Annotated in this window: 29 protein-coding genes; 7 read left to right on the forward strand and 22 right to left on the reverse strand. The window is 63.3% G+C overall.

The window, feature by feature from the left end; all coding sequences use genetic code 11:
• Nucleotides 1-20: 20 nt before the first annotated feature.
• Nucleotides 21-455, reverse strand: coding sequence for a protein tyrosine phosphatase family protein (locus KIH45_RS00480; protein WP_213174060.1), 435 nt, complete (start codon nucleotides 453-455; stop codon nucleotides 21-23).
• Nucleotides 452-1,261 carry a TerC family protein gene (locus tag KIH45_RS00485; RefSeq protein ID WP_213174061.1) on the reverse strand — a complete coding sequence of 270 codons (810 nt, stop codon included), beginning with the start codon at nucleotides 1,259-1,261 and terminating at the stop codon, nucleotides 452-454. Before KIH45_RS00485 ends, KIH45_RS00480 begins: the two co-directional genes overlap by 4 nt.
• 253 nt (nucleotides 1,262-1,514) lie before the next feature.
• On the opposite strand from KIH45_RS00485, the gene KIH45_RS19305 reads away from it, so the two are divergent.
• The 5 genes from KIH45_RS19305 to queC all read left to right on the forward strand — a co-directional run bounded on the left by KIH45_RS19305 (nucleotide 1,515) and on the right by queC (nucleotide 6,182).
• Nucleotides 1,515-2,318 carry a cold-shock protein gene (locus KIH45_RS19305; protein ID WP_213174062.1) on the forward strand — a complete coding sequence of 268 codons (804 nt, stop codon included), beginning with the start codon at nucleotides 1,515-1,517 and terminating at the stop codon, nucleotides 2,316-2,318.
• Nucleotides 2,319-2,447: 129 nt separating this feature from the next.
• Complete coding sequence (locus KIH45_RS00495; protein ID WP_213174063.1) at nucleotides 2,448-3,626, forward strand: aspartate aminotransferase family protein; 1,179 nt, start codon at nucleotides 2,448-2,450, stop codon at nucleotides 3,624-3,626.
• Complete coding sequence (argF, locus tag KIH45_RS00500) at nucleotides 3,623-4,552, forward strand: ornithine carbamoyltransferase (RefSeq protein WP_213174064.1); 930 nt, start codon at nucleotides 3,623-3,625, stop codon at nucleotides 4,550-4,552. The genes KIH45_RS00495 and argF overlap by 4 nt, the downstream gene beginning before the upstream one ends.
• A complete protein-coding gene (gene hslO, locus KIH45_RS00505; RefSeq protein ID WP_213174065.1) occupies nucleotides 4,549-5,454 on the forward strand; it encodes an Hsp33 family molecular chaperone HslO in 906 nt (301 codons plus the stop codon). Before argF ends, hslO begins: the two co-directional genes overlap by 4 nt.
• A 41-nt stretch (nucleotides 5,455-5,495) precedes the next feature.
• Nucleotides 5,496-6,182, forward strand: coding sequence for a 7-cyano-7-deazaguanine synthase QueC (gene queC, locus KIH45_RS00510; RefSeq protein ID WP_213174066.1), 687 nt, complete (start codon nucleotides 5,496-5,498; stop codon nucleotides 6,180-6,182).
• A gap of 83 nt (nucleotides 6,183-6,265) precedes the next feature.
• Here queC and KIH45_RS00515 read toward each other — a convergent pair whose 3' ends face one another.
• The 18 genes from KIH45_RS00515 to KIH45_RS00600 form a co-directional block, all read right to left on the reverse strand.
• Nucleotides 6,266-7,333 carry an OmpA family protein gene (locus KIH45_RS00515; protein ID WP_213174067.1) on the reverse strand — a complete coding sequence of 356 codons (1,068 nt, stop codon included), beginning with the start codon at nucleotides 7,331-7,333 and terminating at the stop codon, nucleotides 6,266-6,268.
• A gap of 142 nt (nucleotides 7,334-7,475) precedes the next feature.
• Nucleotides 7,476-7,931, reverse strand: coding sequence for a DUF2793 domain-containing protein (locus KIH45_RS00520; protein WP_213174068.1), 456 nt, complete (start codon nucleotides 7,929-7,931; stop codon nucleotides 7,476-7,478).
• Nucleotides 7,932-7,952: 21 nt separating this feature from the next.
• Complete coding sequence (locus KIH45_RS00525) at nucleotides 7,953-10,145, reverse strand: phage tail protein (protein ID WP_213174069.1); 2,193 nt, start codon at nucleotides 10,143-10,145, stop codon at nucleotides 7,953-7,955.
• A 3-nt stretch (nucleotides 10,146-10,148) separates the two neighbouring features.
• Nucleotides 10,149-10,559: an NlpC/P60 family protein gene (locus KIH45_RS00530; protein WP_213174705.1), complete on the reverse strand. Its 411-nt coding sequence runs from the start codon at nucleotides 10,557-10,559 to the stop codon at nucleotides 10,149-10,151.
• Nucleotides 10,556-11,374 (reverse strand): DUF2163 domain-containing protein, encoded by an 819-nt coding sequence (locus KIH45_RS00535; protein ID WP_213174070.1) that lies wholly within the window; start codon nucleotides 11,372-11,374, stop codon nucleotides 10,556-10,558. Before KIH45_RS00535 ends, KIH45_RS00530 begins: the two co-directional genes overlap by 4 nt.
• The gene (locus KIH45_RS00540; RefSeq protein ID WP_213174071.1) at nucleotides 11,371-13,692 is read right to left on the reverse strand and encodes a DUF2460 domain-containing protein; all 2,322 of its coding nucleotides are present in this window, start codon (nucleotides 13,690-13,692) and stop codon (nucleotides 11,371-11,373) included. Before KIH45_RS00540 ends, KIH45_RS00535 begins: the two co-directional genes overlap by 4 nt.
• 23 nt (nucleotides 13,693-13,715) lie before the next feature.
• Nucleotides 13,716-14,273 carry a tail tape measure protein gene (locus tag KIH45_RS00545; RefSeq protein WP_213174072.1) on the reverse strand — a complete coding sequence of 186 codons (558 nt, stop codon included), beginning with the start codon at nucleotides 14,271-14,273 and terminating at the stop codon, nucleotides 13,716-13,718.
• On the reverse strand, nucleotides 14,266-14,472 hold the full coding sequence (locus KIH45_RS00550; RefSeq protein ID WP_213174073.1) for a phage tail assembly chaperone: 207 nt from the start codon (nucleotides 14,470-14,472) through the stop codon (nucleotides 14,266-14,268). Before KIH45_RS00550 ends, KIH45_RS00545 begins: the two co-directional genes overlap by 8 nt.
• The gene (locus KIH45_RS00555) at nucleotides 14,472-14,789 is read right to left on the reverse strand and encodes a gene transfer agent family protein (RefSeq protein WP_213174074.1); all 318 of its coding nucleotides are present in this window, start codon (nucleotides 14,787-14,789) and stop codon (nucleotides 14,472-14,474) included. Before KIH45_RS00555 ends, KIH45_RS00550 begins: the two co-directional genes overlap by 1 nt.
• A complete protein-coding gene (locus KIH45_RS00560) occupies nucleotides 14,786-15,199 on the reverse strand; it encodes a phage major tail protein, TP901-1 family (RefSeq protein WP_144095808.1) in 414 nt (137 codons plus the stop codon). The genes KIH45_RS00555 and KIH45_RS00560 overlap by 4 nt, the downstream gene beginning before the upstream one ends.
• A 31-nt stretch (nucleotides 15,200-15,230) precedes the next feature.
• Nucleotides 15,231-15,620 (reverse strand): DUF3168 domain-containing protein, encoded by a 390-nt coding sequence (locus tag KIH45_RS00565; protein WP_213174075.1) that lies wholly within the window; start codon nucleotides 15,618-15,620, stop codon nucleotides 15,231-15,233.
• Nucleotides 15,621-15,778: 158 nt separating this feature from the next.
• Nucleotides 15,779-16,342: a head-tail connector protein gene (locus tag KIH45_RS00570; protein WP_213174076.1), complete on the reverse strand. Its 564-nt coding sequence runs from the start codon at nucleotides 16,340-16,342 to the stop codon at nucleotides 15,779-15,781.
• A 139-nt stretch (nucleotides 16,343-16,481) separates the two neighbouring features.
• Nucleotides 16,482-17,630 (reverse strand): phage major capsid protein, encoded by a 1,149-nt coding sequence (locus KIH45_RS00575; protein WP_420481916.1) that lies wholly within the window; start codon nucleotides 17,628-17,630, stop codon nucleotides 16,482-16,484.
• A gap of 116 nt (nucleotides 17,631-17,746) precedes the next feature.
• Nucleotides 17,747-18,217 (reverse strand): HK97 family phage prohead protease, encoded by a 471-nt coding sequence (locus tag KIH45_RS00580; RefSeq protein ID WP_213174077.1) that lies wholly within the window; start codon nucleotides 18,215-18,217, stop codon nucleotides 17,747-17,749.
• Complete coding sequence (locus KIH45_RS00585) at nucleotides 18,214-18,522, reverse strand: DUF6127 family protein (RefSeq protein ID WP_213174078.1); 309 nt, start codon at nucleotides 18,520-18,522, stop codon at nucleotides 18,214-18,216. Before KIH45_RS00585 ends, KIH45_RS00580 begins: the two co-directional genes overlap by 4 nt.
• The gene (locus KIH45_RS00590; protein WP_213174079.1) at nucleotides 18,519-19,706 is read right to left on the reverse strand and encodes a phage portal protein; all 1,188 of its coding nucleotides are present in this window, start codon (nucleotides 19,704-19,706) and stop codon (nucleotides 18,519-18,521) included. The genes KIH45_RS00585 and KIH45_RS00590 overlap by 4 nt, the downstream gene beginning before the upstream one ends.
• A gap of 44 nt (nucleotides 19,707-19,750) precedes the next feature.
• On the reverse strand, nucleotides 19,751-21,073 hold the full coding sequence (locus tag KIH45_RS00595) for a DNA-packaging protein (protein WP_213174080.1): 1,323 nt from the start codon (nucleotides 21,071-21,073) through the stop codon (nucleotides 19,751-19,753).
• The gene (locus KIH45_RS00600) at nucleotides 21,073-21,555 is read right to left on the reverse strand and encodes a hypothetical protein (RefSeq protein WP_213174081.1); all 483 of its coding nucleotides are present in this window, start codon (nucleotides 21,553-21,555) and stop codon (nucleotides 21,073-21,075) included. Before KIH45_RS00600 ends, KIH45_RS00595 begins: the two co-directional genes overlap by 1 nt.
• 235 nt (nucleotides 21,556-21,790) lie before the next feature.
• Between KIH45_RS00600 and KIH45_RS00605 the strand changes: the two genes are divergently transcribed.
• Together KIH45_RS00605 and KIH45_RS00610 are read left to right on the forward strand one after the other, a co-directional pair.
• On the forward strand, nucleotides 21,791-22,429 hold the full coding sequence (locus tag KIH45_RS00605) for a YqaA family protein (RefSeq protein WP_213174082.1): 639 nt from the start codon (nucleotides 21,791-21,793) through the stop codon (nucleotides 22,427-22,429).
• A 103-nt stretch (nucleotides 22,430-22,532) separates the two neighbouring features.
• Nucleotides 22,533-22,802: an usg protein gene (locus tag KIH45_RS00610; protein WP_213174083.1), complete on the forward strand. Its 270-nt coding sequence runs from the start codon at nucleotides 22,533-22,535 to the stop codon at nucleotides 22,800-22,802.
• Between the two features lie 5 nt (nucleotides 22,803-22,807).
• Here the strand turns inward: KIH45_RS00610 and KIH45_RS00615 are convergent, their stop codons facing one another.
• Nucleotides 22,808-24,421 (reverse strand): hypothetical protein, encoded by a 1,614-nt coding sequence (locus KIH45_RS00615; RefSeq protein ID WP_213174084.1) that lies wholly within the window; start codon nucleotides 24,419-24,421, stop codon nucleotides 22,808-22,810.
• Nucleotides 24,422-24,478: 57 nt separating this feature from the next.
• Nucleotides 24,479-25,735: a serine palmitoyltransferase gene (gene spt, locus KIH45_RS00620; protein ID WP_213174085.1), complete on the reverse strand. Its 1,257-nt coding sequence runs from the start codon at nucleotides 25,733-25,735 to the stop codon at nucleotides 24,479-24,481.

The following is a 25,735-nucleotide window of genomic DNA, read 5'->3' on the forward strand; positions in this document are numbered from 1 at the left end:
TTTTCGTTTCGGTGATGTTTTCAGCTCCCGGCGCTGAGCATGTCGATCAGCTGGCGGATCGGCGAAACGTCATATCCCGCGCCCGATGCCTTGGAGGAAATCACTGCGGGGTTCTTGCCCGCCTTCGCCTCCGCAAGAGCCCAGAGCAGGGTCGAACGCGTGCCTGAACGGCAATAGGCCAGCACCGGCCCTTCTGCCTTGTCGAGAGCTTCGCGCATCGCATCGACCTGTCCCTGCCCGAAACCCGCATGGGTGATCGGGATGGCGAGATAGTCGATGCCAGCCGCCTTGGCCGCAGCTTCAATCTCGGCACCAGGCGTCTGGTCGGGGGATTCGTCTTCGGGACGGTTGTTGACGATCAGCGTCACACCCAGCGCCTTGGCCTCGGCAACTTCGTCGACAGTGATCTGGGGGCTGGCGTAGATCGTCTCGTCGATCTGACGGAACTGGCTCATGCGGTAACGTCCTTGATGGAATTGGCTTTGGTGCGACGATTGCGCTGGATCATGTTGAGAAGCTCGACACCGACGGAGAAGCCCATGGCGGCGTAGATATAGCCCTTGGGAACGTGGAAACCGAACCCGTCAGCAATCAGGACAAGCCCGATCATGACGAGGAAGGCGAGCGCCAGCATGACCAGTGAGGGGTTCTTCTCGATAAATCGGGCAAGGGGATCAGCGGCGACCAGCATGATGCCAACCGTGATGACGACGGCGGTCACCATGATCGGGATCTCGTCGGTCATGCCGACGGCGGTCAGGATGGAGTCGACAGAGAACACGAGATCGAGAGCGATGATCTGCGCGATCGCGGCGCCGAACCCGATACTGGCGACGGCCTTGCCGGTGTTCTTGTCCAGCATCGTGCCGGAATCGCCCTCGGGGTCCATCGAGTGATGGATTTCTGTCGTCGCTTTCCAGAGCAGGAACAGACCGCCCGCGATCAGGATCAGGTCTCGGCCCGAAAAAGCGGTTTCGAAGGTGGCCTCGCCATGAGGGCCGGGCGCGCCGGTGATGCCCAGATCGAACAGTGGTGTCTGCAGCGTGACCAGCCATCCTATCAGCATTAGCAGGCAGATTCGCATGGTGAGGGCAAGCGCAAGGCCCAACCGCCGGGCCTTGGACTGTTGATGCTCCGGAAGGCGGTTCGACAGGATGGCGATGAAGACAAGATTGTCTATTCCCAGAACCACTTCCAGCACGATGAGCGTGAGGAGCGCGGCCCAGGCGGCCGGGTCGGAAAGCAGGGCTAGGATGTCCATGGCGCGGGTTTCTGCCGCCGGTCAGCCGCTGTGGCAAGTAATCTCGAACGTGCCGAACCTGTGTTATTCGTGCCATCGTGTCCGGAAAATGGCGATTAAGGCGTAAATTGTTCGCCAATGGTTCCCAAATGCCTTATAACACCTCACCGTCAGGGGCCGTTGCACGAGGTATCGGCCCGAAGTCGTCGGTTTCTGTCCGTCCGCAGGCCATGGCGATCGAGGGAAGGGCGAGAGTTAAGGTACGCTTAGATTTATGGGTTATGACAGAGGTCGGCGCGGTCGTGGCCGCGACAAACGCGATGGTTTCGGTGAAGACAATTACGATCCGTTCTCGCAGGGCGGGTTCGGATACGATCAGGGCTTCGATAACCGTGGCGGCGGCGGTGGTGGCGGTGGTTACAACCGCGATCGCGGCGGATTCGGCAACGACCGCGGTGGTTACGGCGGCGGCGATCGCGGCGGTGACCGTGGTGGCTTCGGCGGCGGTGACCGCGGCGGCTTCCGTGGCGGCCCGGGCGGCGGTGGTGGTTTCCGCGGCGGCGGTGGTGGCGGCGGTGGCCGTATGCCCCCGCAGGTTGTCGGCACCGGCAAGGGCGTCGTAAAGTTCTTCAACTCCGGCAAGGGCTTCGGCTTCATTCAGCGTGAAGACGGCGGTGAGGACGTGTTCGTCCACATCAGCGCGGTCGAACGTGCAGGTCTCGAAGGTCTGGCTGAAGGTCAGGAACTGGAATTCAACCTCGTCGATCGCGGCGGCAAGATCTCGGCCAGCGACCTTCAGGTCGTCGGCGACGTGATCCCCGTCGAAGCGAAGCCCGCAGCACCGCAGCGCGAGCTGACTGGCGAAAAGGCTGTCGGTACGGTCAAGTTCTTCAACTCGGTGAAGGGCTTCGGCTTCATCACCCGCGATGACGGTGAGCAGGATGCTTTCGTGCACATCAGCGCGGTTGAGCGTTCGGGCCTGTCGCAGCTGAACGAAGGCGATCGCGTCGAATTCGATCTCGAGGTAGACCGCCGTGGCAAGTACTCGGCCGTGAACCTCGTGCCCGTTCAGGGCTGACGCTCATCGGTAAAGTCCGGCCTTACGGTTGATTGACCGAACAGGACGGATTTCCTAGATGCAGAAAAATGGCGGTTCCCACCGGGGGCCGCCATTTCTCTTTTAAATATCCGTAAGAGGATCGCTGAAATGTCGATTACGCCCCTGATGCCCGTGTATCCGCGCTGTGATGTCCGGCCGGTGCGAGGCGAAAACTGCCATCTCGTTTCCGAGGATGGCCGGCGATTCCTCGACTTTGCCAGCGGTATCGCGGTGAACCTTCTCGGGCATTCGCACGCAGGGCTGATCGGCGCCATCCAGAAGCAGGCCGAAACGCTGATGCATGTGTCCAACATGTACGGCAGCCCGCAGGGCGAATCGCTGGCTCAGCGGCTTGTCGACCTGACCTTTGCCGACACGGTGTTCTTCACGAACTCGGGCGCAGAGGCGGTCGAGACCGCGATGAAGACGGCGCGGGCCTATCATCAGCACGACGGCAACGACGAACGCTACGAGATCATCACGTTCAAGAACGCCTTCCACGGCCGCACGATGGCAACGATCAGCGCATCGAACCAGGACAAGATGCACAAGGGCTTCATGCCCCTGCTGCCCGGGTTCAAGTACGTCGAATTCAACGACCTTGAGGGCGCCAAGGCCGCCGTCGGTCCGCACACCGCTGCAATCATGGTGGAGCCGGTGCAGGGTGAGGGCGGCATCCGCGTTGCCGACGATGCCTTCATCAAGGGCCTGCGCGAACTGTGCGACGCCAATGACCTGATGCTGATCTTCGACGAAGTTCAGTGCGGCGTGGCGCGCACCGGTACTCTCTATGCCTACGAACAGTTTGGCGTCGAACCCGATATCCTCGCGACCGCGAAGGGCATCGGCGGCGGCTTCCCGATGGGCGCGTGCCTCGCGACCGAAAAGGCTGCGCGCGGCATGGTTTTTGGCACGCACGGCAGCACCTATGGCGGCAACCCGCTGGCGATGGCTGCGGGCGAGGCTGTTTTGGATGCCGTGGCGAACGACGAATTCCTCGCGCACGTCCGTTCGATGGGCGAAAAGCTGCGCGGCCGGCTCGAACAGTTCATCGGCAACTACCCCGACCTGTTCGAGGATGTTCGCGGCATGGGCCTGATGATGGGCGTGAAGATGAAGGTCGAAAGCCGGCCCTTCGTGGCGCACCTGCGCGACCATCACGGTTTGCTGACCGTGGCTGCGGGCGACAACGTCTTCCGCATCCTGCCGCCGCTCGTCATCGAAGATGCACACATCGACGAATTCATGGAGAAGCTGTCCGCCGGGGCGGCTGATTACACGCCGTGAGCGTGCGGCATTTCCTCGACCTCTCGGATGCGGGGGGAGACGCGATCGCGGCGATGATCAACGACGCCATCGATCGCAAGGAAGCGCGCGCCGGTATGCCCAAGGGCGCGCCTGATAGTGATGCACCGCTCAAGGGCCGCGTGCTGGCCATGATCTTCGAGAAGAACTCGACCCGTACGCGCGTGTCGTTCGACATGGCGATCAGGCAATTGGGTGGCAGCTCGATCATCATGGAAGCGGGCAGCATGCAGCTCGGTCGCGGAGAGACGGTCGCAGACACCGCGCGCGTGTTGTCGCGCATGGTCGATGCCATCATGATCCGCACCGACGATCACGCCAAGATCGAGGAACTGGCCCGCCATGCCACCGTACCGGTGATCAATGGTCTTACCGATCGCTCGCACCCCTGCCAGATCGTTGCTGACCTGCTCACACTGGTCGAACATCGCAAGGCCCTGCCGGGTCTTGAGGTCGCCTGGTTCGGCGATGGCAACAACGTGCTGCACTCGGTGCTGGAAGCAGCGGCGCTGATGAAGTTCAACGTCCGCTACGGCGTGCCCGAAGGTTACGAGCCCGAGGAAGAGTTTGTCCAAATGGCGCGGGCTGCTGGCTCAACCGTAACGTTGTGCCGTGATGCTACCGAGGCAGCTGCGGGCGCCGACGTCCTCGTCACCGACACCTGGGTTTCGATGGGCCAGGCGGAAGCTGCCGAAAAGCTGGCGGCGATGCGCCCCTATCAGGTCAATGCCGATCTTATGGCTCACGCGAAGGAGGATGCTGTCTTTCTGCACTGTCTGCCTGCGCATGTCGGTGACGAAGTTAGCAAGGACGTGTTCGAGGGTTCGCATTCGGTCGTCTGGGACGAGGCGGAGAACCGAATCCACGCCCAGAAGTCCGTACTGCGCTGGGCGTTCGGTCAGCTGTGAGCGATACGCCGCCTGCCATTGAGAACGAGACCGGCTTTGACCGTGTGCTCGCCTTCACGCTGCCCGAAAGAGATGCGCGTGGGCGTTCTGTTCGCCTGGGCCCGACGCTCGACCTGATCCTTTCGGCGCACGACTATCCGGTCGCTGCCCGCAATCTGCTGTCGGAAGCGCTCGTGCTTTGCGCGCTGATGGGCTCACTGGTTAAAACCGGTGGTCAGCTCACGATGCAGGCTAGGGCATCGGAAGGTGCGGTCAGCCTGCTGGTTTGCGACTATCGTGGGGGTGAACTGCGCGGTTATGTCCAGCATGACAAGGAAGCGCTGGAGCAACTGGGCGCCAATCCTGACCTGAAGGCCCTGTTTGGCAACGAAGCTTTTCTTGCCATCACTTTCGATCTGGCCACTGGCGGTCGCTATCAGGGTGTCGTGCCACTCGATGGCGCGACGCTGAGCGTGGCTTGCGAGCATTATTTTCGCCAGTCGGAGCAGGTGCCGTCGGTCCTGAGGGTCGCGATCAGTTCGGAAGGTGCGCATACCGTTGCTGGCGGTGTCCTGATCCAGCATTTGCCGGACGGTGAAGAAGGGCGCGAGCGTCTTCACGTGCGCTACGACGACCCTGACTGGGAACATGTCGCGGTGATCGGAGGCAGCGTTCGCCATGCCGAGCTGGTCGATCCGACACTATCGATGGAAGCGATCGTTTGGCGGCTGTTCCATGAGGAAGACACTGTGCGTGTCGAGGCGCTGGATCGGATCGTGCGCGGGTGCCGCTGCACGGTCGAGCACTACCGCGACGTCCTTTCGCGGTTCTCGCCGGATGATCTGGCCGAGATGCGCGAGGACGACGGTCTGATCCACGTCGATTGTGCCTTCTGCTCGAAGGTCTTCGAACTCGACGTCTGAACCGGCTTGCGTCTGGCCAAGGCGCGTCTTAGCTCCACGACATGACTGAACAGCACAATGCAGCGCCCGCCGTCGTTCTCTTGTCCGGCGGGCTGGATTCGATGGTGACCGCAGGGATCGCCCGTGAACGAGGCTTCTCGCTCAACGCGCTGACGATCGATTACAACCAGCGCCATCGCCGCGAACTTGAAAGTGCGAAGCAAATCGCGGCAAATCTTGGTGCGGATCGGCATGTGGTTCTGCCGCTGGACCTTCGCGCCTTCGGTGGTTCCGCTCTTACCGCAGACATCGATGTGCCCAAGGGCGGCGTCGGCGAGGATATTCCGGTCACCTACGTCCCGGCACGTAATCTCGTGTTCCTGTCGCTGACGCTGGCGTGGGCCGAAGCGATTGGCGCGCGCGACATTTTTATCGGCGTCAATGCGCTCGACTATTCGGGCTATCCCGATTGCCGGCCAGAGTTCATCCAGTGTTTTGCCGATCTCGCTCGTCTGGCAACGAAGGCTGGGGCCCAGGGGGGAGAGTTCACGATCCACGCGCCTTTGCAGTATCTGGGCAAGGCGGAGATCGTATCCGAAGCTTACAGACTGGGCCTCGATCCGGCGGAAAGCTGGTCCTGCTACGATCCGATGCCCGACGGCACCGCCTGCGGACAATGCGACAGCTGCCGGTTACGGCTGGAAGGCTTCAGCAAGGCGGGACGCGAGGATCCGCTGTCCTACGCCTGATGCGATCACATCGATGAAACGAAAAAGGGGCCGGCTTGAACCGGCCCCTTTCTCTTGTTTCGTTTCCGAATGATCGGAAAGAATTACATGCCCGAACCCGGACCGTACGTGATTTCCACGCGGCGGTTCTGGAGTTCGCGAACACCGTCGGCGGTCGGCACGCGCGGGTTGCTTTCACCGAAAGCTTCGCTCGTGATGGCCGATGCCGGGATGCTGCGGGCCGTGAGGTAGGACTGGACCGAGTCGTTACGACGCTCGGACAGGCCCATGTTGTACTGCACCGAACCCGAACGGTCGGTGTAGCCTGCGAGCATGATCGGAACGCTGTCGCAATCGGCATAAGCCGCAACGGCGCTGTCGAGGATGCTTGCAGCCTCAGGTGAGATCTCAGCCGAATCCCAGTCAAAGAACACGATGTACGGACCCGTGTTGCAGACCGCTGCCGGCGGTGGCGGCGGTGGCGGAGGGGGCGGCGGCGGCGGAGGCGGCGGGGGGGGCGGCGGCGGCGGAGGCGGCGGAGCCATGCCGAAGTTGTACGACAGCGTGCCCATTAAAGAATGCGAGCGGATGTCGTGTTCGAACTCCGCGCCGCTGAGATCGATCAGTCCGATATCGTCGTGACGGAAGTAGCGATACTTGAGGCCAACGTCCCAGTTGTCGGTTAGCGGCGCGCGAATGCCCGCAATGGCCTGCCAAGCAAAGCCGGTGTCCGAATCGTCGACAATGCCTGTACCATCGACATTCGTGCGGGCCACGCCGACACCGCCACCAATGAAGCCCTGCAGGCCTTCGTCGTCACCGAAGTCGAGAAGGCCGTTCACCATGAAGCTGAGCGAATTGAATGTCACGTGGAGGTCTTCGTCGGCGATTGCCGTCCCGCCTACGTTTGCTCCGTCATCGTCCGAGCCTTTGTACGCGGTCTCTGCCTCGAGGCGGAAGCTGCCGAAGTCGTAGCCGACCATGCCGCCGAAGTCGTAGCCGTAGTCCCAGTCGATCTTCGCGGCATTTTCGACTGCTCCGATATCGACGTCGGTGTCTTCAACGAGCGCCGTGCCGCCATCGAGCTCGATATACCATGCGCCGTCGCGCGCAGAGGCTGGCATGGCGAGAACCGTCGAGGCCATCGCCAAACCAATCATCAATTTACGCATTCGCGTTTCCCCTTGTTCTTTGGCGACATTGCCCAAAGTCACTCAGGAAATCTGTATCGTTGGGAATAATTGTGCGCAAGCAACGAAGTTGCCTGAAAAGCCGGAACTTAATCGCCGTTAGGCTCAATTCGTAACCACGCTATCATGAGCCTACGATGCCTGATCGCTGCAGCGCGTCGATCAAACCGTCGATGGCGGATCGTGCCTCCGCATCCACGGTCGTTCCACCGGAAGGCTTGCTAATGACTGTGTTGGCGTTCCAGCCATCACGATAGAACCGGTTGGCGCCGAGGGCTTTGTCAAAGACCCGCATGCCCTCAACGGGCTGGCAAAAGATCCACTGTCCTTCATTAAAACAAGCGATCTGGTGGTCTCGATTGTCGAAGGAGGCGGTTGCTCCGGGCGCGACGATCCAGCACTCGCCGTTTGCGGGTGACACTGGCGGCTGGTCAGAAACACCCTCGACAAGAGGGTGCAGCATTGCATCCATGATCACGTGTGCCTCGTTTACGAAAACCTCTTTCTGGGTCTGAGCGACGTGAAGGAAGGGGAGAGCAAATTTCGCCGTGGCTGAATTGAAAGTGATGGGCTCTGCCATTTTTATCTCCTGGAGATGATATCAGAACGAGACTTCAAGCGGCAACGACCGCCCGTAGTCGCCGACCTGTCTGATCTGGAATTTCGCTGGCTTGGGCCGGCTGTCGAGTTGCCCCATCGTAGTGGCATCTAGCTCGAGATGCGGCTGCGAAACTTCCCACGCGAGGACGTCTTGTGCAGCATCGATGAAGCGAACCTCATATCGCTCGAAAGTCTCGGAGAGCGGAATTTCGACCTCGTCAGGCCATGCCCAGGCACCACGTGACCGGCGCGTCCATTGCAACTTTGATGAACCTTCGCCGGTATCGGTTTCGACGAAGTGCGCCCTGACTGGCGTCAAGGGTCGCAAGGTCAAGCCGCTGTCCGAAATTGTCGATCGAACAGGTTGTGGATCGGCCTGGCCCAATGCCACCACGTCGACATCGGCGAGCGAACTAATAGCAGAACTGTCGATCAGCGTGAGTTCGTCATCGAGGAAAATGAAGTCTTCGCCAGGAATATGGGAGCCGATGGCATGTTCAGTCCCTCCGCGGCCGCGAAGCAGGTTCGTAAGTTCCCAAAGTCCGCCGCCCCGATGAACAGCGGAGCCGAACTGAATGATCTCGGCACCGATCCTCGCCCGATTGCGGCCCTGAGCCATTTCCTGGGCCGAGGCATCGGACAAGGCGAACGCCTCATCGGCCAAGAGCACCATGATTTGTGCTGATCTATCGAAAAGGTGCGGCGTTGAGGGCGGGATTGCAGACTGCACCGTGCCGACGACGGCACGGGTTTTCCCGGCAACCCCCGCAGGGACGAGTACGCCGTCTCCCGCGTCGAGGTGCAGAGCCGCGCCTGCCCAGCCTTCGTGCGCCGAGGAGACGGCAGCGTAGATCTTGCGTTCGTTCACACGTCCTGCACCGTCCCAGGGCAGCTCGAAGGCACTGAGAAGAGTCGGGCCGTTCGAGAGGTCTCGGGGTTTACGGTCAGCCCCCGCATCGCCAGCAGACCTGAGGTCGCTTCCGCTGCGTAGCTGAACCGAGCGTAGGTCCAGTTCCACCCCGGCGGCTCGCCATTCCCAACCGGCGACCTGCCATATGCCGGTTTCGCCTTGAGGACGGACATAGGAACCCGGGCGGATTGCCGGGTCTAATGTGCCAACACGATAGGCTACCTTTTCCCGACCCGACAGGTTTCGCTCTGCCATCTCTTCGGCAATCCGTCTGGCGGCGTCGGCCGTCAGGCCAGCGGGAAAGTCGACGGTTTCCATCGCGCCGTTCCCTGCCATACCGCGGCTGCGTTGCAGACCGGGTTGAAAATCCCGTTCCTGATCGTAGTAGCGCAAACATAAAGCGTTGCGTTGGCTGCCTGCCTTGCGTGAACGACTGGCGCCGGTGGCTTGTCCGAAATCTCCCTGTCTGTCGGCAATCGGGGGCGGTAGATTAATCACTGTGGCGTCAGGTTCGTTCACGGCTGCATGAACGCTCAGGCGGCCTCGCGATGCGTCGATGGCAAGCGGATAGCCGGCATGTAGCGTGGCGAGCAGCGAAAGCTCGCTGCCGCCATCGTGACTGATGCCGGCCAGCCCCTCCATATGCACGCTGGATTGCAGGTTCAGGTCTTCCCCGATCATCGTGACCAGGTCGAGCGCGCCGTCATCCGAGATGATTTCGAAAGTCAGGGCCGGAATTCGATTGCCGAAGTCGGCAAGTTGCAGATCTTCAAACACCACGTAGGCGATGCCGCGGAATGCGGGGCAACCAGCGCCAATATCCGAGGCGATCAGCCCATCCGGAGCTTGGCGTTCAGAGCCGCGATAGACGCGCATCTCGCCGCCCGCCTTCAGGTCTCCACCTGCGCCGCGAAGAAGATTGCCATCCGCCCAGATCCGACCCACCGACTGGATGGGGCGGCTAGCGAGAGCGACGGCAAATGACGTCGTGTAACTGTAGGTAGCTACCTTCGGCTTGCCTTTTCCGCCGCCGCTTTTCTCCTTGTGCTCTACAAGGTCGGTTGCCCAGATTATGCTGCCTGCCGCCCGAACGGTGCCAAAGTGTCGCGGAATTGTGCTGCCGTAGCTTGAGGTAGTGACCGAAAGTTCTTTCAGTCTCGCGCCCTCATGCTTTGGCGCTCCGAAAATTGCGTTGTCGAGTGCACGCCCAGCGAGAGTTCCTAGAGCGCCTCCGAGCGGTCCACCAAGAGCAGTGCCGACAGTCGTCAGAACGAGTGTTGCCATGGTTCAATCCTTGACTTCGATTGGTATGCGCCAGTTCGCTATTCGCTGCCATCGCGGATCGACTGGCCCGCAGACGACCTTGCGCAGGCCAGCATGAGCGTGAATAAACCGCGCGCTTCCCACAGCCACGGCCAGGTGAAACTGGCCGAAACCCAGATCGAATAGCGCGATGTCGCCTGGTTCTGTCGGTCCCGCACCGCTGCGCAGGCCCGATGCGGCGGCGGATTTCATCAGTGCGGAAATGTCGGTGTTGCGAAGTCCATATCCGAGAGGAAGGCAGGCGGTGCCTCCGACCCGTTCGATGACTTCTCCGACCAGGCCTACGCAATCGAGACCGGTGGAAGGGTCACGCCCGCGCAACCTGAAGGGACAACCGACAAGCTGCAGCGCAGCAGCCGCGGCCGGGTGTGTCATCGCGCTGATGGATAGCGTGCGAGCAGATCGTTGCCTGGCAAGAATGGTTCGCCACGGAAATTGATCGCATTTGCAAAACGGTCGCTACACGTTGCCCAACGATGGTCACAACCCTGGCGCAGTTCCAGGCGGTCACCGGGGCTAACTATCGCCGGGAGGCGCGGCGACAGCACAAGGGCATCGTTTGCGATCGACGTGATTTCGTAGGTGAGGCCGCTGGCCGGACCGCTCACGATGCGGACCAATCCATCCAGATAATTCGCAGGCGAAATCTTCTCGTGCACGAGAAGTTGGGCTCCCCCGTTTGCAACCTCAGAGATAGAAGTTTCGAGAGTGAATTTCGGAGAAGGCAAGTTGCATCCCGGACCGCAGAACCTAGCGCGACAGGTCGGGCTTGTCCGCGGGATCGTGTCAGCGGTGAGGCGGCTCTTTTCTGACAGGAGTTCGGCAGTGAAGCTTCCAGCTTCCTCATCGACCGTTCCGATCCGCCCGGTATAGAGCGTTTCGCGTTCGAGCGTTTGCCAGTCGACCAATCCCATCGCAACGTGGGCGTCGTCGAACCGCCCCAAGGACAAGTCATCATTCGTCACTGCGGCGTGATCGAGCGCTCCGGACATCTCTGCGCTATCAGGCTCGAAATCGGCGCTGAAGCGGATTGCAGACGGAACCATCCCCGGCGCGGTGAGGTGCCGAATGTCATCGAAAACAAGGTCGCGGTCGTGACTGGTGAAGCCGATCGTGACGCCGTCTTTGCGATAAATGCGCCACCAGATTGCGACGGTTTCGAGGCTTCCTTCAAACCAGACCCTGCTCATGCGGCTTCCCGCACTTCGATAAGCGGGACGCTCGGTGCTTCGCCGGCGGCGAATGCAGCGTTCGAAACCTCGAGCCGATCTTCGGCAAAACGAACCGGAACGTCGAATAGGTATCCCGCCCGGACTTGCGCGCCCGGCGGCGCAGCGTCGTGCAATCGTATCACTCCGCGCTGCCCGATCGACCACGCGGAAGTTTCGACCCCGTCGACACTGATCTGAATCGTTTCCGAGACCGGTCGCGTAATACGGCGCTCCTGCGCATCGTCACTGCCATAGCTTTTGATGAGCGGGAAAATGGTCTGCACCCCGTCGCCAAGTCCAAGCAATTGATCGAACGCGGACGGCGCGCCTGTCATGCCATTTGAACTGTAATCATTGGGGTCGCGCAGACGAAAGCCGCGAGCAGCGCCCCGGCGTGCGCGAAAGAATGACAGCAGCGTGCCCAGTTCGGCCTCGGACCGGATGCCGGGCCCGACGTCGTAACGAAGGCGCGCGTCCGACCAGACGGAGTTACGATGTTCGTGGCCCGAAGCCGTGATCACGATCGTTGTCGAGAATTCCGGACTGACTGCGGCCCCCCTGCCAAGGGCGAGAGGGTAAGGGATGTCATCGAATTCCTGCATGGCGTCCTCGTTTCTCGGTGTGGGAAGGCGGACATATCCGTCACGCATGACTTGTGGGCTGGCCCAGACGAACTGGCGATTCACGCTGCGCTCACCGGCTTCGTTCAGACCTGCATCGATAAGGGGCCAGAAATTCGAGGCATCTTCGTCAAGAAGGACGAAGCCTGAGAGGTAGTCCTGCAGTTCGACTGGATAGCCCAACCGCTCGTCAGCGATGGCGTAGGCCTTCAACCGGTCACCCGAGCGTCCGGCGGTCAGCCAGTCGTAGTCCTCGATTTGGAGCCGATCGAAAGCCGGATAGGCCCAGCCCTCGGGCAAGTTGGCTCTGTCGGATTCGGGCGTCAGCGGATCGAGAACGGTTGGCAGGAAGGTGAGCAGCCTGACTTCAGCGCCCTCCTCCTCTCGTACCGCATCGGCAAGCGCTGCCGTCGATGCGGCGAGGATCGCACCCGCCTGGTCGAGAAGCTGCGTCTGCGCCGCATCGAGCGGATCGCGCAGGGAAGGGATCGCCACGGGAGCGCCGCCGAAAGCATCGCGAGCCTCGTCATCGTAGAGGCAGATGCGTCCATCGGCATAAGTCCACCACCAGGGCTCGCCGATCTGGAACTTCGCTTCCGCTCCATTCTCCGTCATCAGCGACACCGCCGCTCTTGCCACCTGCTGCAGGAATGCCATCGCATCATCGTTGGCAGGCGAGAGGATGTTCGACGGTGGCGACCAGCCGGTGAGCGCGGGATTGCCGTCGAGATCACGTTGCGTCCAGGCTTGCGGACAGTGCATCGCCAGAAGTTCGTAAGAGAGCGAGGCGACCGGCTCGAACCCCATCGCGGCGCAGCGCGCGAAGAAGTCTGCGTGCCAGGCCTCGGCAGGCCTATTGAGGGCAGCAGCCCCGGTATCGATGACATAGCCATCGCCTTCGGGCTTGAGCTGGAAATAATGGCTCATGCCGAGATAGTGGACGATCTCGCCCCGATACCCCAGCGCGCGGATGTTCCGCAGCAACCGTTCGGGTGTCTGGGTGCCGCAGTCGTCGAAGGCCGTGCACATGCCGATGCCGTGCTCGGGCGTCATGACGTCGCCGATTTCGAGCAGGGCACCGTTGCCGTCAGTGCGCAGGTCGCTGATCTCGGCCCACCCTTCGACTGGCGCAGCGAGATCGCCGCCCGCAGGATCGAAGCCCGGCGGGACGAGCGAGACGAACATGCGGTCGATGTCGGCACAATGGACCGGGTCTGCCTCTGCGGGCAGCAGGAAGCCGCCGTCGAGGCTGTCGAAGTCGATGGTGATCGCCGCATCAGTGGGCGAGCCTTCGGCATAGTTCCATAGCCGCACATACCAGGTCCGCGCCGCGCCATCGGCATCGCGTCCCTCGATCGTCAGGGTGGGACCGTTCAGCTGGTCGAGCTGCACGATCCCGCCCGAACGCCAGCGGAACGACACGGTCAGCCCCGTGTAGTCACGATTGGTGTCGTAACTCGTCAGCGGGTGGTCGAGCGTGTCGACGCTGTCCCAGATGAGCCCGGCAAGATCGTTCTTGCGATAGAAGACGCAGTCCACCCGCAAGGCGTCGGGCGCGGTGGTCGTGACCGCCGCCATCATCGGGCGCGGGAAGTTCACCGTCCAGAAGCGCGGATCGAAACGGGCGATCCAGTCGCTGTGCTGACCGTTGCGTTTCTTTGCCAACCAGTAGGCCATGATTGTCCGGTCCCCGTTTGCGATCAGTAGGAAGCGAGAGCGCGGCGAACGGCGCTCGCGACCTGGCGGCTGGAGCGGGCAAGGCTCTGCGCAGACGAACTGCCGGGCTGCGCTGCGAGGTTGATCGAGACACGCACATCGCGCCCGCCACCCAGGCTCGAGCCGTTGTCGATGCGGCCAGCGCTCGTCGGCACGAAAAGCTCGGGGCCCCTCTCTCCGACGACGTATGCGGAACCCGGCGAAACGTTACCGCCCGTGGCGCGGCCGGGCAGGCCGAGCAGGCCTCCGACGATCCCGCCAAGTCCCCCCGAAAATGCGCCCCCAAGCGAGGCGATGCCGCTACGCAGGGCAGAGGCTGCGATTTCATCGAGGGCGCGCAGGGCCGTTCGCTTGAGGTCGTCAAACCCGAGGCTGCCGCGCCGCACCGCGCCAAGCAGGCTGGTTTCAAGCACGTTACCCGCCTTGGCGAAGCCGTCGACGAGCGTGGTGTCGAACTGTTCGCGCATTCGCCCGATGTCGGCGGCAAAGCCGTCGGTGCTGGCCCTGACGTCGATCATCAGGGTTTCGATCTCGCTATCCATGATCCTGCTCCATCATGCGCTTGATGTCGTCTCTCGTGACGCTGCCGTTTGCCTGCGGTTCGTGTGTGGCGGTGAAGATGGCGGCGACTTCCGCCGGGGTGGCGAGCCAGAACTCGTCCGGCCGCCACCCCACCATCAGCGCGCACTTGCCGCAAAGCCGCACTGCCGCGTCGGCGAAGCGGGCTGCGGGGGCGCTCATCAGGCCCCCTGCAGCACCTGCTTCAGCACGGCGCGCAGCGCCGGCGCGCTTCCTGCAAGGCCCTGCGCCGCGATCGCCTCGCCCACGTCGTCGCGGGTGAGATCGGCGCGGTCGGCAAGGCAGTGCCAGAACAGCGAGGTCATCTCGCCAAGCTTGAGGCGGCCCTCGCTCGCCCGTTCGACCAGCGCGAAAAGCGGGCCGAGATCCTCTTCCGCAGCGACGAGCGCTGCGAATGTCGGGCGAAGGCGGCGCTTGCGGCCAAGGACCTCGATCGCAGCCTCGCCGCGGGCCGGATTGACTGGCTCGTCGGCGCTCATGCTGCCACCGGAAGGACCGGACCGGAGCTTTCTAGGGTGAGCGTGTAGTTGCGCTCGCCGTTGAAATCGCCGGCATAGTCGAGCCGCTGGACGAGGAAGCGGCCCTGCATGCGCTCGCCGTCTTCGAAGCTCAGTTCGTAGTCGGCAATCGTACCGGCAAGCGCATGGCCGCGAATGGCGTTTTCCGCCGACGAGCCGAGAAAGATCCCTGCCGCGCTGACCGAGACCTGACGGACGCCGGCCCCCGACAGCAGCTCGCGCCAGCCGCCGGATTCGTTGGTCGTCACGTTCACCGCATCGCCGGTGATGGACATGTTGGTGGTGCGAAGTCCGGCGACCGTTTCGTAAGTCGCGGGCGATGCTCCGTCGCTGATCTTGAGAAGGAAGGCGCTGCCTTTCTGGGCACTCATGGGGCTGGTCTCCGGTTGGGCAAGATGGGGATCACTTCGCGAGGATGCGGAAGCGGTATTCGAGAAGCACGGCTCGGATCGTCCCGCCGCGCTGTTCTGTACGGGCGCGCAGGAAGTGCTGGCTGGCGATCCTGAAGTCCGGCTGGTCCGCGGGAAGGGCGCCAATGGCATCCTCGATCGCTTTCACCAGCGAGGCGGCAGTGGCCGGATCGTCGCCGCGCGCCTGCAGTTCGACCGCGATGCGGACTTCGCGGCCCGCGCCGGTCTTGTGGCTCCAGTCCGCGCTGGCGCTGGCGACGATGGCGAGCCATGGCAGGCTGGCGCGAAGCGGCGCCTCCTCGGTTATCGCAGACAGCTCTTGGACAAGAGTTGGCTGGGCTTTCAGGTGCTCGATCAGCGCTGCGCGCAGTGCGATTTCCATGTTGGATCAATCCTTCCAGCGAGGTGCGAAGTCGGGCCAGAGCAGGTCTGCCCTGCGCCAGCGATCGGAGCGAGCGGCATCATCGGTTCGCCGCGATGCCCGCCGCCTCGGCGATGTGAGCAGCGAGGTGAAACCGCTGCCGCGAAGACCGGCCTCGATCATCCGATGCGGACCCGGCGCCAGGGCTGCCAAAGCGCCGCGACCGCGCGGGGCGGCGCGACGTTGGCGTTGCCGGTGTCGCGTGTGCGGTGATGATGTGCGGCAAGGCGGATCGCGCCCTGCCGAAGCGCTTCGGGAAGGCTCGACCAGTCGGCGGCGAGCCCTGCGGTGAACCGGACTGCGAGACGCTTTTCGGGAACACTGCCGGTAATGCGGAACCGTCCGGTGCCGTCGGCGTCGATGTCGACTTCGTAAGTCTCGGCCGCCAGCGCGGTCCGCGTGCCGTCGATTGCGATGCTCTCGATACCGGTGATGGCGGTTACCGGCCTTGTCGCAAGAAACTGCCAGCCGGTAATCGAGACCAGTGGCCGGACCGGCCAGGTTTCCTCGCAAGTCGTCTCGATCGGTCGCTCGCCGGTATAGGCTTCGCATATGTCGAGCGAGGCGTTCAGGAGATTGCCGAGCAGCGCGTCTTCGCGCGTGGAATTGATGCCAAGCCACTCCTTCAACTCGGCCAGTGCCGAGGCGGGAAGGGGGACGGGGGCAAGAATGGCGCGCTTCATAGCGGTCCAGCCTTTCCTGTCGAATGCGGTTCAAAAGGGAAGCACCTGCACCGGCGGGATGAACCGGTGCAGGTGCCTCGAGGGTGCGGGTCAGGCGGGAAGGGGAAACCGCGTTACCCGCATCGGGGCCTGGAGGGGATCAGGCCTCGATCTTGAGGAGCTTGATCGCGTCGCTGTCGAGCACCTGCCCGCCGATGCGCTTCGTCGCGTAGAAGTGGACGAAGGGCTTGTTCGAGAACGGGTCGCGCAGGATCGAGGTCGCGGTGCGTTCCGCGATCAGGTAGCCGGCGCGGAAGTTGCCGAAGGCGATCGGCGTGGTGCCGGCTGCGACATCGGGCATGTCCTCTGCCTCGATGATCGGATAGCCGAGCAGGCGATCGGGCTGGCCCTCGATCAGGCCCGGCTGCCACAGGAACGCGCCGTCCGAGGTCTTGAGCTTGCGCACGGCGGCCATCGTTGCCGAGTTCATGACCCAGCTCGCGCCCTGTCGGTGCGAAGCCTTCAGAGTGTGGACGAGGTCGATCAGTTTGGCCTCGGGCGCGGTGTCGAAGCCGCTGGCGTTGCCCGAACCGACATACTGCAGCGAACCGAACGTGCGGGCCGCGTCGTCAGCAGCCGACTGGTTCGACATCAGGAAGCCGAGCGGCTGGTCGACACCGGTGCCGTTGACGAAGGCGGCACCTTCGGCGCGGGCGAACTCGGTTGCGATCTCGTCGGCAAGCCATGCCTCGAGGTCGAAGCCCGCATCGTCGAGCATCGCCTGGCTGGAAGCCGGATTGGCGTAAAGCTCACCGGTCGGCGGGGCGATCTCGTGGAAGGTCGGCGTCGCGGTTTCGGGACGTGCAGCCGCGTCGCTGACCCAGCCCGAGGACGTGCCCGCACCGGTAACCAGCTTGCGATAACCGGCGCTGCCGACCTGGACGACCTGCGCGATCTGACGGATCGGGCTGATTTCTTTCAGCGAGCGGGCGATCATCGCGTCCAGTTCACGCGGCACGGCATAGCCGCCGTCGCTCTGCACCGCGCCCGAGATCGACTTCAGCTCGGTCTCGCGGCCCTGGCGCAGGTAGTTGTTGACGAAGCCTTTCACCTCGGCGCTCTGCATCGCGGTGCCGGGCTGGCCGCCGTCGATCATCGGGCGGGCCGCGGCGCGGCTCACCTTTTCGAGCCGGCCCTTGACCTCCTCGACGTCGCGGCGCAGGCCCTTGATGGCCTCGTCAGCGGCGTCCTGGCGCGCAACAATATCGAAGGAGGCGTCGAGGCCTTCCATCTTGGTTTCCATATTCATGGGGCAATTCACCTTTCGCACATGAAAAAGGCCGCCTCTTGCGGGCGACCGTTCGGGTTGCTGCCAGGGGCAGCCTTCGATCCGCGCGCCAGACCGGCACGCGGAAATTCGTTGGATCAGTTGACGAAGTGGACGCGCGCACCGTGCTGCATCGGACGGTGAACCAGGCTCACTTCGAAGATGTCGACTTGCGCCAGTTCGCGGCCCTGTCGGCCATCGGCGTGGGTCACCTGCTTCGATGCCTTTGCACGATATCCGAATGACAGGCCGGACAGCTTGCCGTCCTTCAGCATACGCGCCGCCGCGCTGTCGGGATTGTCGATACGGGCCACGACACGCAGGCCGCGTTCGTCCTCGCCGATGCGTTCGATCCAGCCAATCTGCTGGTCGGGACGGTGCTGCCAAAGGAGCGGGATGGCCTCGCCGGACTTCTTGCGCTCGGCAAGGCTGGCCTCGAAAGCACCGGGGCGGATGAGATCGCGGCCCGCGTCGATCTTGTCGAACAGCGCGGCGTAGCCTGCAAAGCGGACGGCATCGAAGCCGGTCGTGAACTTGGTTTCGATCGTTTCAGGGGTTTCGTGTTTCATCGGACGAGATCTCCAAGGCCCAGCCGGACCGCGATGGCAAAGAGGAGGAGGGCAAGAACGCCGCGCACGACCCAGTCGACGGCAGCACGCCATGCGCTGCGCTTGGCATCGCGCCATGCGGCCAGCAGTTCGCGCAGTTCGGCGAGGTCCTCGTGCGCGTTCGCGTCATCGAGCCCCATGCGGGCGAGCACGCGGGTCGCGCCCAGCTCGCTCGCTTCCTCGACGACGGCGCGCAGGGTCACGAAGTCGCCGCCCGCGTCCTCGGCCTGCGCGATGAGGCGGGCGAGGAGGTCCTGCCGGTTCATCGTTTCGGCTCCGGAGCTTCGTCAGGCTCAGGCTTTTGCGGGCGCGGCGGCAGGCCAAGCATGGCGCGCTTTTCGTCGTCACTCAGGAAGTCGGCATCGGCGACTTGCGACCACAGCTTCTCGCGGTCCTCGGCAAGGGCAGGCACGCGGTCGAGATCGATGGCGAGATCGGCATCGGGGAACCACGGCGAAAGTGTCTCGGCCAGCGCGTCGAGGATCTTCGCCGCCAGTGGCAGCAGCGTCAGACGCCAGAGCGCGCGGTTCGCCTCACGGTAGTTCGAGTAGGTATTGTCGCCCGGCAGGCCCAGCAGCATCGGCGGAACGCCGAAGGCCAGCGCGATGTCGCGGGCAGCAGCGCTTTTCAGTGTGGCAAAGTCCATGTCGGCGGGCGACATCGACATCGACTGCCACTTGAGCCCGCCTTCGAGCAGCATCGGACGACCGGCATTGCCCGAACCCTGGAAGGCGGTGGCAAGCTCGGCCTTCAACCGTTCGAACTGGTCGGGCGTCAGTGTCGCGCCGTCGCCGGTCTCGTAAACGAGCGCGCCCGAGGGACGAGCTGCATTTTCCAGCAGCACGCGGTTCCAGCGGGCAGCGGCATTGTGGATAGCGACCGCTTCGTTCGCGGCCGTCAGGCAGCCTGCGCCATAGTGGTCGTCGCCCGGATGGAAGCAGCGGACGTGGACGACGTTGGGATACTGCGCATCGTCCTCGACCGGAATCGTCATGACGCTGTCGCCGACGCGGTAGCGATAGGCGGCGGGCCAGCCGTCGGCGCCGGATTCGACGCTCATGCGTTCAGGGCGCAGTGCGAAAAGTTCAACCGGCTTGCCCGATGCGTCCTTGATGACCTGCACATAGCCGTTGCCGTGCAACAGGACCTGCGCCGCGACGGTTTCGAGCAGGGACTGGCCCGCACTGGTGGCAGTGACGAGCCGGATCAGTTCGGGATCGGCCTGTTTCAGCGGGGCGCTCGCGACGCCTTCGGAAACCATGCGGATTGCCCGCTGGGCCACCGGATTGTCGAGATAGGCGCGCCCGACCGCACTGCGGTATTCGTAGGGAAGCGCACCATTGCCGCCGTCGGCGAAGAGCCAGGGGGAAGCGAAGGGGCGCGCCAGCGGCGGTCGCTCCGCCGGGGCGCTGCCTTTGAAGGCAGCACCCAGCGTTTCGAGAAACGACATTGCGGTGTCTCCTGTTACACGCGAAAATTCGTGAAAGGGTCGGGTTACTGCGCCCAGACCCGGGGGCGCCCGCGGGCACCCAGCATCAGTTCGGTCAGCGCCCAGACGAGCGCGTCGGCCCGGTCCGGCGACCGGCCCGGGCCATGGTATTCGCCGCCCATGTCGAGCGCGCACATCTCGTCCTCCAGTTCGGGGAAAGTCCCGACATGAAAGACACGCCCCGCTTCGTAGAGCGCGGCGACAGGTTCGGCGCGGGCGACCTTGCCGCGGCTGGCGTGGACCAGCCGGATCGGCAGGTTCACTTCGGCAGCGCGCAACACGCTCTCAACCATCGCACCGCCCTGATTTGCCTCGGCAACAACTCGGTCGGCGTTCCAGTTGGCGGCAGCATTGGCCACGGCACGGGCCCAGCGTTCGGGGCTGGGCTTCGTAACCGAACAGTCGGCGACGACGCGGGCGAGGCCGTCCTCACCGACACCGACGACGACGATCCCGCAAGCATCGCCGTTGCTGCTGGCAGGCGGATCGACGCCGACGACCACGCGGGAGAGCGGGGCGGATTTGCCCCGGCATTGCTCCAGCAAGGTTCTGGTCCAAAGCGCGCCCTCGACATCGGTCAGCAGTTCGCCGTCAAGCTCCTGCCTGCCAAGCGCTGAGCCGCCGAGCGTCGCCTCGATGTCCCGCAGGAAGCGGGACGGAAGGTTCGCGGCATTCTCCCGGCTGCGCCCCGTGACCATCGCCGTCTGACCGCCAGCACGGCCATCGACGATGCGCTGCATCAGCGGCACGGCACGCGGCGTCGTGGTGGCAAGGACGCGCGGATTTTCGCCCAATCGCAGCCCTAGCATGAGGTTGTCCCATGCCTTCTCGGCCCGGTTTCCCGCGGTCTCCCACTTGGCGATCTCGTCGCACCAGGCGTGCGAGGTCTGCGGGCCGCGCAGGCTCTCGGGCTCGGCTGCGGAAAACAGCGTGGCTACCGCACCGTTGGGGAACGTCAGCTTGCGCAGCGAAGGTTCGAAAGTCGGGCGGAAGCGGGGAGGGCAACAGGCCATGATACCACTCTCGCCCTCGACCATCACAGACCTCGCTTCGCTGAGTGACGCGCCGACCAGCGCGATCCGTGCGTTTGGATCACGCCGGGCGACGGCGCGAACCCATTCTGCGCCGGCACGCGTTTTGCCGAAACCGCGGCCTGCGCAAATCAGCCAGATGCGCCAGTCGTCCTTTGGCGGAAGCTGTTGGGGCCTGGCCCAGAGTTCCCAGTGATGTTTCAACTCCTCGCGCTCGCCATCACTCAATGTGCCGAGCATCAAGGTGCGCTCCTGCTCGCCCAGCGACATGAGCCAGGCGAGCCTCGTTTCCTGCATCACTGTTCGTCGTCAGCAGCAGGGGCGGGCAGGGCGATCGCCTCCTCGGCCTCGCTCGCCTCGCGCATCCGTTCGCGCATCAGGTCGAGCTTGGCATTGATCGAGGCGATAATCTCTTCCTCGTCCATCTGCTGTTCGTTCGCGCGCATCTTGCTGACCGTTTCCTTGTGGGCGATCAGCAAGCGAAGCGAGTTGGCATTGTCGTACTTGCGCTTTCCCTTGGTCCTCGCGCTTTCGTATTCGCCCATGCGAAGGCGGCGCAGGAGTTCCAGCTCAAGGATTTCGTATCCGTCACACAGGGCCTGGAACCAGGCCTTGGCGAAGACCGGATCGGCCCGGCGCTGGCGATAGACCGTGCCGGTGTCGACTTTCGCGGCGCGTGCGGCGGCCTTGATGTTCGAGGTGCATGAAAGCGTGTCGAGAAAGACCTGCTTCCAGTCTGCAGGCGTGCGTCGACCCGCCGGGGTGGAACCCTGAGCCATGTTGACCTCCCTGTTGGCTGACCGCGAGAGCCATGCCGCCACTGCCCGGGCGACTCGCTCTACCGCGATGTTCAATTTGTCTAACCAAAGAGCGTGACAATGTCAATATAAAAGTGCCAAATAGGTTATTTATTGGATTTCGGATTAGCCGCTGTCGTTGGCGGAAAGATCGGCTAAACAGCTCTCAAGGTTTCGGATTGCCCCTGCGCGGTCCACGGGAAGGCAAGAGGGTCGCGTGCTTCGCAAGCTTTACGAATGGACGATGGAAAAGGCGCAGCACCGCCATGCGGAGCGGTGGCTGGCAGGGTTCGCTTTCGTCGAATCGAGCTTCTTCCCGATCCCGCCGCACCCGCTGCTAGGCCTGATGTGCTTGGCGAATCCGAAGAAGGCGGTTCGCTATGCACTGATCACGACGATCGCGTCGGTGCTCGGCGGATTGTTTGGCTATGCGATCGGATACTTCCTCTACGACACGCTCGGCCAGTGGCTGATCGCGACACTCGGCCTACAGGAGGCGTTTCCCAAGGCCGCCTGCTATCTGCGCGAATATGACGTCGAGGTTATCTTGCTCGCCGGATCGACACCGGTGCCGTTCAAGCTGCTGACGATCACCGCGGGCTTCATCCAGATGGCGCTGCTGCCGTTCATCCTGGCCAGCATCGCCGGACGCGGGCTGATCTTCATGAGTTGCGGCATCCTGTTTCGTGTCTTCGGCGCGCCCATCAAGAGCTTCATCGACAAGTATCTTGGCTGGGTCACCGCCGCATTCGTGGTGCTGGTCGTCGCCGGTTTCGTTGCCTTGTCCTTCCTGGGCGGCGGCAGCGAGGAGGCGAAGACGGCCTGCGATCTGGCGACGTCGGTGCGCCCTGCCTGAATTGCTGCACTGCACAATATTTCGTTGACGCAACCGGATCTTTACCGGATCATGTCACCGTGATTTCCAGTGATCGCACATTTCGCGACACGCAGGAGGAGCGATGGCGGACCGGGATTTCGAGCTTCAGGTTCAGGGCTACGGCCTGACCACGGTGCAGGTGCATTTCTGGATGCCAGACCATCGAAGTCTGCTGCAGCAGTTCGTATTCCAGCAATACGACGTCGCCCCGAAATTTCCCCGCCTCGGCAAGTTTCTCGATTACTGGCGCACCGATATAGAGGCGGTGCTGCACTCCGTCGCGGTCGCGCACAAGCACCTGATGGGGCCCGCCGAATGGCAGGCCGTCGACGGGGTCATCACGATTAACTGACGGGATCAGCCGCCTGCGGCGATTTCCTCGACCAGCCTGCTCGCGACGGGGTCGAGCGGGCGAACCTCAAGCGTCTTGCGCGCTTCGCGTAGTGCGCCTTCGCTATCGCCTGCGGCTTGCAGCGCCAGCGCATAGTCGCGGCGGACCGGGTACCAGAAGGCGGGTGGGTCCGAGAACAAGCTGAAGTCGTCGGTTTCCTCGATCATCGCGGCCTCGGCAAAAGCTGCGGCGGCATCTCGCGGGCGGCCTTCCATCATCGCCACACGGCCCGTCAGCACGGCGCGGGTGATCGACAGCATCTGTTCGGGGGCGTTCTTGTAGCTGCCTTCGCCCTGCGGTTCGATGCTGGCGGGAATGGCGGCGATCTCCACTTTCACGCCGTCGGCATCGCCAAGAAACGCCAGAGCCTCACCGCGTGCATAGTGCCGGGCGGCGGCCAAATAGGGCAGCTTCGGTTCGGGCAGCGCCAGAACGACCTTGGGATCCTCGAACCGGCCGAGTGCGAAATAGCCTGCGGCCGAGAGGAGCTGGCGGATCGGGCTGCCTTTTTCCTGGTCCTGCGAATACTCGACCAGCGGACGGCCCAGCATCAGCGCGGTGCGGCTGTCGCCGGACATAAGCGCACCGCCGAGACCGAAAATCACGTTGTGCGCGTGATACGGGATTTTCCAGACCCCGCCCTCGGCATCGGGAGGGAGCAGCATCGCCTGATGCTCGCCGATCATGACCGCCCGCTTGTTGGCAGCGGCGGCATCGGCATAGCGGCCCACCCAGTACCACGTGTGCGAGGGCATGTGGACGAGGTGGCTGGCCTGAAGCCGCATCGCATCAAGCCGGTCCGCAGCGGCAACGGCCTTGGCCGGATCGCCCGCGATTTCGGTCGCGTGGATGTAGAAGTGGATCGCGCCGGTATGGTCGGGATTGCGGGCCAGTACCGGCTCGATCAGCCTGATCGGCTCTGCCATTCCGCTCTCGTCGGTCGAGGCGACCATCAGCGCGTCGGCAGCGAGAACTTGTAGCGTGTCATGCTCGGGCCAGCGGGCGGCAAGCTCGGCCATCTTGCTGGCATAGGCCTTGTCGCGGGCGTCTACATCACCCTTGGGTCGGTAGCGCAGGGCCAGCGCCTCGATCAGCGCGCTTTCGATTTCGGTTGTCGTACCTTTCGCAAGGCGCCGCGCTTCGAGCACTTCGGCATAGGCATCCTTCCGCTCGTCGGCGTTGCGCCCGTAATTGAGCGACGGGCCCATCGAAAGCGAATGACCCCAGCGGCACATCGCGCATTCGGGGGCGAGGCGCACGGCCTCTGCCATCGCGGCGGTTGCCTCGTCGTGCGAAAACGCCATCATCAGTTCGATGCCGTTGTCGAAGAAGGCCTGTGCCCGGGCGTTATCGGTGCTGATCGGGAAGCCGCCATTGCCGACATCGGCGATCAGCTGCGTGGTCTCTTCGGCTGCGTGATCCATCGCCGCTTGGTCTGATGTCGTCGCCTCTTCGGAGGCGCTGACCGCAGTTTCGGAATGCGACCCGTCGGGCAGACCCGCCGGTTCTGCGTCCTGCGCGAAGGCAGGGCAGGCCGCCCCTGCCAGCAGGAGCGAAGTGAAAACGGTAAGCGCGCGCATGGACAGTCCCCCTTGTTCCGTGGGGACTGTCTCACGCGTTCGCGTGTATCGCAACGGTCAGATAATTCCGACGGCCTTGCCGGCTGCTTCGAACATGGTGAGGATCTGGCCGACCTGTTCCTCGCTGTGTTCGGCGCAGAGCGAGCAGCGCAGCAGCGTCATGCCCGCAGGCGTTGCCGGCGGACGGGCAAGGTTCACGTAGAGCCCTTCCTTCAGCAGCGCTTCCCACATGCCCGCACCGCGTTCGAGGTCGGGCATGATGACCGCGATGATCGCGCTCTGCGGTTCCTCGGTGCCGAGCTCGAAACCCAGATCGCGCAGCCCCTTGTGGAGGCGTTTGGAATTTTCCCAGAGATGCTCGCGCTTGTCGCCCGCATCCATCAGCTTGCGGATCGAGGTCGCGGCGGTGGCCACCACGCTCGGCGGAAGCGACGCGGTGAAGACATAAGGACGGCAGACGAGGCGCATGATCTCGAACTTCGGGTGGTTCGAGACGCAGAAACCGCCGACCGTGCCGACCGACTTGGAGAACGTGCCGATCACGAAATCGACATCGTCCAGCACGCCCTGATCTTCGGCGACGCCGCGGCCATTGGGGCCGATAAAGCCCATCGAGTGCGCTTCGTCGACCAGCACCATCGCGCCATGGCTTTTGGCGATGGCGATCATTTCCTTGAGCGGGGCAATATCGCCCAGCATCGAATAGACGCCTTCGAGGACGACCAGCTTGCCCGCGCCTTCTGGAATGCGCTTCAGGCGCTTTTCCATGGCCTCGAGGTCGTTGTGCTTGAAGGGCACGACTTCGGCATTGCCCATCGCGCAGCCGTCCCAGATGGAGGCATGGCTGTCGATGTCGAGGACGATGTAGTCGCCCTTGCCTGCAATGGTCGAAATGATGCCGAGATTGGCCTGATACCCGGTCGAGAAGACCATGGCGTGGTCCATGCCATAGAACTCGCAAAGCGCGTCCTCGACATCCTTGTGCCCGACATAAGTGCCGTTCAGCACGCGGCTGCCCGTCGTGCCCGACCCGTAGTTTTCAAGCGCGCTCTTGCCGGCTTCGATCACTTCGGGGTCAAAGGTCATGCCCATGTAGTTATAGGTCCCGAGCAGGATCGTCTCGCGCCCGTTGCATACCGCGGTAACGGGCGACAGAACGCGCTCCATCACCAGGCCGAACGGGTCTTCGAGACCGCTGTCGAGCAGGTCCTGCCGCTGCTTGATCAGCGGGTCGAACTTGCTGAACAGGTCTTTCGCGTCCTCCACCTCGGGCAGGGGCTCGGGCTTGTCGGGGGTGGAAATGCTCTCGCTCAT

The organism is Croceicoccus gelatinilyticus (assembly GCF_018398395.1).
Taxonomy (GTDB): domain Bacteria; phylum Pseudomonadota; class Alphaproteobacteria; order Sphingomonadales; family Sphingomonadaceae; genus Croceicoccus; species Croceicoccus gelatinilyticus.

What these genes read in the sequence shown, in the direction of transcription:
- KIH45_RS00615 (WP_213174084.1), bottom strand. Translation starts at nt 24,421, where the DNA reads ATGCGCGCGCTTACCGTTTTCACTTCGCTCCTGCTGGCAGGGGCGGCC.
- KIH45_RS00540 (WP_213174071.1), bottom strand. Translation starts at nt 13,692, where the DNA reads ATGGCCTACTGGTTGGCAAAGAAACGCAACGGTCAGCACAGCGACTGG.
- KIH45_RS00595 (WP_213174080.1), bottom strand. Translation starts at nt 21,073, where the DNA reads ATGCAGGAAACGAGGCTCGCCTGGCTCATGTCGCTGGGCGAGCAGGAG.
- KIH45_RS19305 (WP_213174062.1), top strand. Translation starts at nt 1,515, where the DNA reads ATGGGTTATGACAGAGGTCGGCGCGGTCGTGGCCGCGACAAACGCGAT.
- KIH45_RS00495 (WP_213174063.1), top strand. Translation starts at nt 2,448, where the DNA reads ATGTCGATTACGCCCCTGATGCCCGTGTATCCGCGCTGTGATGTCCGG.
- KIH45_RS00570 (WP_213174076.1), bottom strand. Translation starts at nt 16,342, where the DNA reads ATGAAGCGCGCCATTCTTGCCCCCGTCCCCCTTCCCGCCTCGGCACTG.
- KIH45_RS00530 (WP_213174705.1), bottom strand. Translation starts at nt 10,559, where the DNA reads ATGACACACCCGGCCGCGGCTGCTGCGCTGCAGCTTGTCGGTTGTCCC.
- KIH45_RS00485 (WP_213174061.1), bottom strand. Translation starts at nt 1,261, where the DNA reads ATGGACATCCTAGCCCTGCTTTCCGACCCGGCCGCCTGGGCCGCGCTC.
- KIH45_RS00560 (WP_144095808.1), bottom strand. Translation starts at nt 15,199, where the DNA reads ATGAGTGCCCAGAAAGGCAGCGCCTTCCTTCTCAAGATCAGCGACGGA.
- spt (WP_213174085.1), bottom strand. Translation starts at nt 25,735, where the DNA reads ATGAGCGAGAGCATTTCCACCCCCGACAAGCCCGAGCCCCTGCCCGAG.
- KIH45_RS00515 (WP_213174067.1), bottom strand. Translation starts at nt 7,333, where the DNA reads ATGCGTAAATTGATGATTGGTTTGGCGATGGCCTCGACGGTTCTCGCC.
- KIH45_RS00585 (WP_213174078.1), bottom strand. Translation starts at nt 18,522, where the DNA reads ATGAACCGGCAGGACCTCCTCGCCCGCCTCATCGCGCAGGCCGAGGAC.
- KIH45_RS00545 (WP_213174072.1), bottom strand. Translation starts at nt 14,273, where the DNA reads ATGGATAGCGAGATCGAAACCCTGATGATCGACGTCAGGGCCAGCACC.
- KIH45_RS00520 (WP_213174068.1), bottom strand. Translation starts at nt 7,931, where the DNA reads ATGGCAGAGCCCATCACTTTCAATTCAGCCACGGCGAAATTTGCTCTC.
- KIH45_RS00550 (WP_213174073.1), bottom strand. Translation starts at nt 14,472, where the DNA reads ATGAGCGCCCCCGCAGCCCGCTTCGCCGACGCGGCAGTGCGGCTTTGC.
- queC (WP_213174066.1), top strand. Translation starts at nt 5,496, where the DNA reads ATGACTGAACAGCACAATGCAGCGCCCGCCGTCGTTCTCTTGTCCGGC.
- KIH45_RS00555 (WP_213174074.1), bottom strand. Translation starts at nt 14,789, where the DNA reads ATGAGCGCCGACGAGCCAGTCAATCCGGCCCGCGGCGAGGCTGCGATC.
- KIH45_RS00480 (WP_213174060.1), bottom strand. Translation starts at nt 455, where the DNA reads ATGAGCCAGTTCCGTCAGATCGACGAGACGATCTACGCCAGCCCCCAG.
- KIH45_RS00565 (WP_213174075.1), bottom strand. Translation starts at nt 15,620, where the DNA reads ATGGAAATCGCACTGCGCGCAGCGCTGATCGAGCACCTGAAAGCCCAG.
- KIH45_RS00590 (WP_213174079.1), bottom strand. Translation starts at nt 19,706, where the DNA reads ATGTCGTTTCTCGAAACGCTGGGTGCTGCCTTCAAAGGCAGCGCCCCG.
- KIH45_RS00535 (WP_213174070.1), bottom strand. Translation starts at nt 11,374, where the DNA reads ATGAGCAGGGTCTGGTTTGAAGGAAGCCTCGAAACCGTCGCAATCTGG.
- KIH45_RS00610 (WP_213174083.1), top strand. Translation starts at nt 22,533, where the DNA reads ATGGCGGACCGGGATTTCGAGCTTCAGGTTCAGGGCTACGGCCTGACC.
- KIH45_RS00525 (WP_213174069.1), bottom strand. Translation starts at nt 10,145, where the DNA reads ATGGCAACACTCGTTCTGACGACTGTCGGCACTGCTCTTGGTGGACCG.
- KIH45_RS00580 (WP_213174077.1), bottom strand. Translation starts at nt 18,217, where the DNA reads ATGAAACACGAAACCCCTGAAACGATCGAAACCAAGTTCACGACCGGC.
- KIH45_RS00600 (WP_213174081.1), bottom strand. Translation starts at nt 21,555, where the DNA reads ATGGCTCAGGGTTCCACCCCGGCGGGTCGACGCACGCCTGCAGACTGG.
- KIH45_RS00575 (WP_420481916.1), bottom strand. Translation starts at nt 17,630, where the DNA reads ATGAATATGGAAACCAAGATGGAAGGCCTCGACGCCTCCTTCGATATT.